The following is a 5,692-nucleotide window of genomic DNA, read 5'->3' on the forward strand; positions in this document are numbered from 1 at the left end:
GTGGGCCCTCGCGTCACCTTCGCCAGAACAGATGGTGCGTCACGCCGCTCGGGCTGGGCACGACCTCCAGGTGGAACCGGTCGAGCAGCTCGTCGGGGGACTCCCAGAGCCGTAGTCCGGACCCGAGCTTCACCGGCGAGACCGCCACATGCAGGGTGTCGACGAGGCCGGCGGCAAGGAACTGCCGGATGGTGGTGACCCCGCCGCCGAGCCGGACGTCCTTGGCCTGTGCCGCTCCACGCGCCGCTTCGAGGACCGTGGCCGGGTCGCCGTCGACGAAGTGGAACGTGGTGTCGGAGAGCGTGAACGACGGACGCTCGTGGTGGGTCATGACGAACACCGGCGTACGGAACGGGGGCTCCTCCCCCCACCAGCCGAGCCACTCATGGTCCTGCCAGGGCCCGCGCTGGGGCCCGAACTTGTTGCGGCCCATGATCTCGGCACCGATGTTGTGCGCGAAGTCCCGCGTGAAATAGTCGTCGAGGCCCCGGCTCCCCCCGGGATCCGTGCGCATGGGCCAGCTCGCCGTGGCGCCGGCCCAGGCGAACAGCCTCTCGGGACGGTCCTGGCCGAACGGACGCTCGAGACTCTGGTGCTCACCGGCACCGATTCCGTCACTCGAGACGTTGAAGTTCATGACTCTCAGCAGTTGATCCACGTGTTTCCTCGTCAGATCCTGTCGCGCCGTCGTGTGGCGAGGCGCCGCACACCATGACGTCGAACGGGACGCGGCCGGATCGACAGCGGCGCACAGCTTTTTTCAAGACGCGCCGGGAAGGAGCCCCGGGGCCCCTTCCCGGCGGTGCGGCAGGGGGCGTGTGGCGCGGTTGCGGAGGGCCAGGGCCCAGCAGGCCCGGTCCGGCTACGCAGGACCGGGCAGTTTTCGAGAAGCATCGGTGACCCGGCCGCCCTTACCGTCGAAGCCATGAAGTCCATCGATTCCGTCACCCTCGAGGTGGCCGGCACCACGGCCGCCGCCCGCTTCTACTCCACCGCCTTCGGACTGGACCCGTCGCACGTGCGCCTGCGTGCCTCCGAAGCTCCCACGACCGGCTTCCGCGGTTTCACCCTGTCGCTGGTGGTGTCCCAGCCGGGCAACGTCGACGCCCTGGCCGGCGCCGCTCTAGAGGCCGGCGCCACTGTCCTCAAGCCCACGTCGAAGTCGCTGTGGGGCTACGGCGGCGTCGTTCAGGCCCCGGACGGCACGATCTGGAAGATCGCGACGTCGGCGAAGAAGGACACGGGCCCGGTCACCCGGGACTTCGACGAGCTCGTGCTCCTGCTGGGCGTCGAGGACGTGAAGGCCAGCAAGCAGTTCTACGTCGGGCAGGGTCTCACCGTGGGCAAGAGCTTCGGCGGCAAGTACGTCGAGTTCGTCGCCGGGCCGGGTCCCGTCAAGCTGGCCTTGTACAAGCGCCGCGCTCTTGCCAGGGACGCGGGTGTCCCCGCCGACGGCACCGGATCGCACCGGCTCGTACTCTCCAGCGCCGGCAGCCCGTTCAGCGACCCGGACGGGTTCGTCTGGGAAGCCACCGCCCCCCTGACCGCCACCGCCACCGCCTGAGCCAGGGCCGTCCCCGCTTACGGGAACAGCATCTGGGGGCGCGCTGGACGGTACGGCACGGCATTGCCCCGGATGGTGCGCCGCCCGGCAACAGGCCTCGCGTCCGCCCGGTTCAGCGGCCCGTCCGGGCGTGGTCGGCGTGGTCCCACCGGACCGGCGTCCCACCGGACCGGCGTCCCACCGGACCGGTACCCCAGGCGCGCGCTCGGTGCGGGCGTCAGGACTGCTCGCGGCAGTCGTCTTCGGTGCACTCGAGGGTGACGAGGGTCTGGTCGACCTGCTCGCTGGTCAGAGAGGGTTCGGTCAGTTCGTGGGCGCCCTCGGTGCGGAAGGCGTCGAGCATCAGGTGGAGGTGGCGGCGCCAGGCGGTGGGGGCGACGGCACGGGTGGCCTGGATGATCCCGGCCTGGGACCAGATCACGAAGGCGATGTCCTGCGCGGTGACGTCGCCGCGCAGGACGCCCTGCTCCTGAGCGTTGCGCATGATCTGGATGCAGAGTTCCTTGGCGCGTTCGTACATCTCGCGGCCGGCCACGTGCAGGGGCAGCCGTGCCGAGACCAGGTCGTTGAAGGCGCGGTCACAGGCCTGCAGCTGGCAGAGTTTCTCCAGGTAGCGGCAGAACCCTTCCCAGGCGTCGTCCATGGCCGCGGCTTCTTCCGCGGCGCCGAGCAGTTCCGTGTACTTCGCGTTGAAGAGTGTCTCGACCAGGTCGAGCCGGGTGGGGAAGTGGCGGTAGAGCGTGCCGATCGCGACGCCGGCCTCGCGGGCGACGCCCTCCAGGGACGCCCCGAGGCCCTGCTCGGAGAAGGCCGCGCGGGCGGCGGCCACGATCGCGTCCCTGTTGCGCTGCGCGTCACGGCGCAGGGGCTTCGCCGGTGTCTCGCTCGCGGACGGGACGTGATGGTGACTCATGTCGCGAGCGTAACATGAGGCTCCCCTCGAATTCGACTGTTGTCATGTTTCCGATCGCAATTCCGCCCCCTCCGACGTGCTGTGATGAGCCTCACCGCAAACATGAGGCACTCCTCGGGTACGGTAGCGGAGTCGAACGTGAGGCACCCCTCCGAATGACCTTGTAGCCAGCCGGCCGACCCGGGATTTCCGGATCGCGGTTCACATAGAAGCGGCGTCCGCCAGATCGGCGAAACCGCGGCAGTCTCGCAAGGAAAATGACCATGAACAGCATGACCAAGCGCGTCTCGATCGCACTCGCCTCCACGGTCCTGGCCGGCGGAGCCCTTCTCGGAGCCGGCGGCTCGGCGTCGGCGGCCACGGCCTCGGCACCCGCACAGCACACGCAGTACGTGTCCGCCACCTCCACCGTGAGCTCCGTACGGGCCGCGGACCACGAGGGCGAAGCGGCCTCGTGGCGCGGCGTGAGCGCTGCCCGCTGGTACGAGGGCCAGGTCGACGAGGCAGCCTCGTGGCACGGTGTCAGTGCTGCCCGCTGGTACGAGGACCAGGTCCAGGAAGCGTCGTCGTGGCACGGTGTCAGCGCCGCCCGTTGGTACGAGGACCAGGTCATGTGGTCCCTGGACCACAGCTGACGCGGCCCGACCCGCCCACTCCGGAACGCAGCCGCCCGCCTGGACGGCAACGGCCACACCCCCGGCCGGCCAGGATCCCGCGTCGCGCGCCCCACAGCGGCCCGCACCCGCATCAAGACGAACGCGGATCCTTCAGGGATCCGGACGAGATTCCCGGCCCTCGCGGGTCCACTCCGCCGTGCTCGCGCCGGCAGGATGCCTGGAAGCCGGCGACGTCCAGTCCGCCGACGAGCACCCGCCCCTGCACGTGCCCGGAACTGTGGCTTCCACCACGGCGAATGTGATCTTGTTGTGGTGAGATCGCCGGATGCTCGGTTTCCTCCTCCGTCTCCTGCCGTTCTGGGTCCGCGAGCCCCTGCTCATCGCGGTCGGGTCCGTTCTCGGCGTACGCATCATGTATCTCGCCGTCCGCGATCACGATCGGGTCGCGGCCGGCCTCGGCGTGGTGTTCCTCGTGTTCACCGCGATACGTGTCCACACGGTGGTCCGGGCCCTGCGCGCACGCCGGAGCCCGAGTCCGGCGGCCCCTGAAGACGGAGCGGCGGTCGACGCTGCCGCCCAGCCCCAGCCCCAGCCCCAGCCCCAGCCCCAGCCCCAGCCCCAGCCCCAGGCCCAGGCCCAGGCCGGAACCGAGCCGCGTCCCGTCCCGGACACTCCGGAGAAGGATCACAACGCGTGGGCCCAGGCCATCGCCGCCGTGGCCGTGTTCGGGGCCATCGCGGCCGTGCTGTGGGCGGCCCCACGCTTCATGCCGTCCGACGTCAACTCCCCTCAGCCCGCCTCGTGTTCGGACGGAGAGCACGAGGAACTGCCGAAGGTGTACAAGAAGACGCCCCAGCCGGTGACCGGTGAAGAACTGTGCGAGGCGCTCAACCGGCCGGACCTGGCCAAGCTCCTCGGAACGCCTGGCGAGACGGCGACCACTGCGTCCGGCACCAGCAACACCGCTCCCCTGACTGACGGAAAAGTCGCCCAGCCGGAGGCCCAGGTCGCGTTCGACACGTACACCGTGAATGTCTCGGCCACTTACGACGAGATGTCGACCGACCAGTACGTGAAGCTGATGAAGTTCGGGAACGAGAGGGACATCAAGACCCTTACGGTTCTCGGCCGGCCCGCGGTCCTCTCCTCGGATTACACCATGAAGATCGAGATCAATCTCGGCAGTGGCGGATCCGGCGGCTCCGGCGGACCGGTCGGACAAGGCCCCCTGGCCAGGACGCTGTCCGTGGCCCTCGATCACGACGACCGGGGCGGCTACTACGACATCACCGTGTGGAGCGCCTCCGGAGCCCTCCCGGACGACAGCGCTCTCCTCGACATCGCCGAGAAGGTTCTTCCGACGACCTTCACCGCCACGACCACGTAACCGAGACCGAGGCCGAGGCCGAGGCCGAGGACCATCCCCGCCTGTACGGGAAGCGGTGACGACGAGCGGCTGGGAGCCGGTGACCGCGCCGACGATCGCCTCGGTGGTCTCGCGCAGCCAACCGCCCACAGCGTCGCGGTTGGTGGTCGAGCCGGTATGCAGCGTCTGCTCCCCTTCGTACTGGCATCCGCTGTGGTCCTGGTGTACGTCATCGATGGGACGATCGCCCGGTCGGCGCGGGGACAGGTGAGCAGGGACGGCGGTACCCGGGAACGGCTGCCCCCCGTCGAGCCACGGGCCCGCGGACGCGTGGAGCGGATCGGCACCTGGCAGAACAGCACCGCGCTGCCGTACGACGTTCGGAACCGCTTCGTCGGCGCCGGCGAGGAAGTCCCCGGCGCGGCCGAAATCCGCGTGCCACTGACGGACCCGGAAGCCCTGCGAGACCGGACGACAGTGCTGACGGGCACCCTGACAGACCCGGAGAGCGGCGGCTTCCGCGCCGCCCTGCGTACAGCAGTCCGTTCCCTGCCCGCACTGGTCACCGGAACGGCTGTCCAGCAGACGGGCGAAGCACTGGTGACAGCCGTCAGACAACTACTGGGCTGAACCCGACGCGCGTTGCGGGAACGCGGTGCCGTCCTGCCGGTGTCGGGTCAACGGGCGGCGAGGACGTGCGCCCACGGCTCGTCGATGTCGGCCAGACCGAGCACGGCGACCACGTTGTCGAGCATTCCGGCGCCGAACCAGCGCCGCACGGCGTCGTCGTCGCCCAGCAGTTGGCGAACGGTGTCAACCTGATTGGCGTAGCACCGGCGCACGGCCTGTGCCACCAGCGGCTCGCCGACGTCACAGTTCGCGTGCATGAGGAAACGCAGGATGTTCCGGTCCGCGACGAGCGCGGCGTAGGCGCCGCGCGCCGCGTCCAACGTCGCCTCGGGCGCCGGCCCGGCCCCACCCGACACCGGCGAGTGAGCGACCAGTGTGTCGGTCATGACGACGGACACGTGGTCGACCACCGCCGCGAACAGCGCTTCCTTGTTCGGGTACAGGCGGTAGAGATACGGCTGGGAGACGCCGACCCACTCTGCGATCTCGTGCGTCGTCGTACCGTAGAAACCACGCCAGCCGTTGCGGGTAGTCGTGCGGGAGGCGACGCCAGGGGATCCGCGTTCGGTTCACGCAGAGATGGCGTCCAGAAGACGCACCCT

The 5,692-nt window shown here is 69.7% G+C and carries 7 protein-coding genes and 1 pseudogene; 4 read left to right on the forward strand and 4 right to left on the reverse strand.

All coding sequences use genetic code 11. The annotated features are described in order from the left end of the window. Positions 1–13: 13 nt before the first annotated feature. Complete coding sequence (locus ABZV34_RS36735; RefSeq protein ID WP_356286813.1) at positions 14–658, reverse strand: dihydrofolate reductase family protein; 645 nt, start codon at positions 656–658, stop codon at positions 14–16. A gap of 267 nt (positions 659–925) precedes the next feature. Here ABZV34_RS36735 and ABZV34_RS36740 point away from each other — a divergent pair, with 267 nt between their 5' ends. Further along, a complete protein-coding gene (locus ABZV34_RS36740; RefSeq protein ID WP_356286816.1) occupies positions 926–1,564 on the forward strand; it encodes a glyoxalase in 639 nt (212 codons plus the stop codon). 217 nt (positions 1,565–1,781) lie between these two features. On the opposite strand, the gene ABZV34_RS36745 is transcribed toward ABZV34_RS36740, so the two are convergent. Then, the gene (locus tag ABZV34_RS36745) at positions 1,782–2,477 is read right to left on the reverse strand and encodes a TetR/AcrR family transcriptional regulator (protein ID WP_356286819.1); all 696 of its coding nucleotides are present in this window, start codon (positions 2,475–2,477) and stop codon (positions 1,782–1,784) included. Between the two features lie 263 nt (positions 2,478–2,740). Between ABZV34_RS36745 and ABZV34_RS36750 the strand changes: the two genes are divergently transcribed. The 3 genes from ABZV34_RS36750 (at position 2,741) to ABZV34_RS36760 (ending at position 5,090) form a co-directional block, all read left to right on the forward strand. Continuing rightward, the gene (locus ABZV34_RS36750; protein WP_356286822.1) at positions 2,741–3,112 is read left to right on the forward strand and encodes a hypothetical protein; all 372 of its coding nucleotides are present in this window, start codon (positions 2,741–2,743) and stop codon (positions 3,110–3,112) included. Between the two features lie 307 nt (positions 3,113–3,419). Then, on the forward strand, positions 3,420–4,481 hold the full coding sequence (locus tag ABZV34_RS36755; RefSeq protein WP_356286825.1) for a DUF6215 domain-containing protein: 1,062 nt from the start codon (positions 3,420–3,422) through the stop codon (positions 4,479–4,481). Positions 4,482–4,637: 156 nt separating this feature from the next. Continuing rightward, a complete protein-coding gene (locus tag ABZV34_RS36760; protein WP_356286828.1) occupies positions 4,638–5,090 on the forward strand; it encodes a hypothetical protein in 453 nt (150 codons plus the stop codon). A gap of 47 nt (positions 5,091–5,137) precedes the next feature. Here the strand turns inward: ABZV34_RS36760 and ABZV34_RS36765 are convergent, their stop codons facing one another. Both ABZV34_RS36765 and ABZV34_RS36770 read right to left on the reverse strand, forming a co-directional pair. Beyond that, positions 5,138–5,476 (reverse strand): hypothetical protein, encoded by a 339-nt coding sequence (locus ABZV34_RS36765; RefSeq protein ID WP_356286831.1) that lies wholly within the window; start codon positions 5,474–5,476, stop codon positions 5,138–5,140. A gap of 33 nt (positions 5,477–5,509) precedes the next feature. Then, positions 5,510–5,593, reverse strand: a pseudogene (locus ABZV34_RS36770) (TetR/AcrR family transcriptional regulator); the annotation flags it as partial. Positions 5,594–5,692: the final 99 nt, after the last annotated feature.

The sequence above is a fragment of the Streptomyces sp. NPDC005195 genome (assembly GCF_040608315.1).
Classification (GTDB): Bacteria; Actinomycetota; Actinomycetes; order Streptomycetales; family Streptomycetaceae; genus Streptomyces; species Streptomyces kaempferi.

Bases quoted from the DNA above. Each gene is read 5' to 3' on its own strand.
- ABZV34_RS36750 (WP_356286822.1), top strand. From the start codon at position 2,741: ATGAACAGCATGACCAAGCGCGTCTCGATCGCACTCGCCTCCACGGTC.
- ABZV34_RS36740 (WP_356286816.1), top strand. From the start codon at position 926: ATGAAGTCCATCGATTCCGTCACCCTCGAGGTGGCCGGCACCACGGCC.
- ABZV34_RS36765 (WP_356286831.1), bottom strand. From the start codon at position 5,476: ATGACCGACACACTGGTCGCTCACTCGCCGGTGTCGGGTGGGGCCGGG.
- ABZV34_RS36745 (WP_356286819.1), bottom strand. From the start codon at position 2,477: ATGAGTCACCATCACGTCCCGTCCGCGAGCGAGACACCGGCGAAGCCC.
- ABZV34_RS36755 (WP_356286825.1), top strand. From the start codon at position 3,420: ATGCTCGGTTTCCTCCTCCGTCTCCTGCCGTTCTGGGTCCGCGAGCCC.
- ABZV34_RS36760 (WP_356286828.1), top strand. From the start codon at position 4,638: ATGCAGCGTCTGCTCCCCTTCGTACTGGCATCCGCTGTGGTCCTGGTG.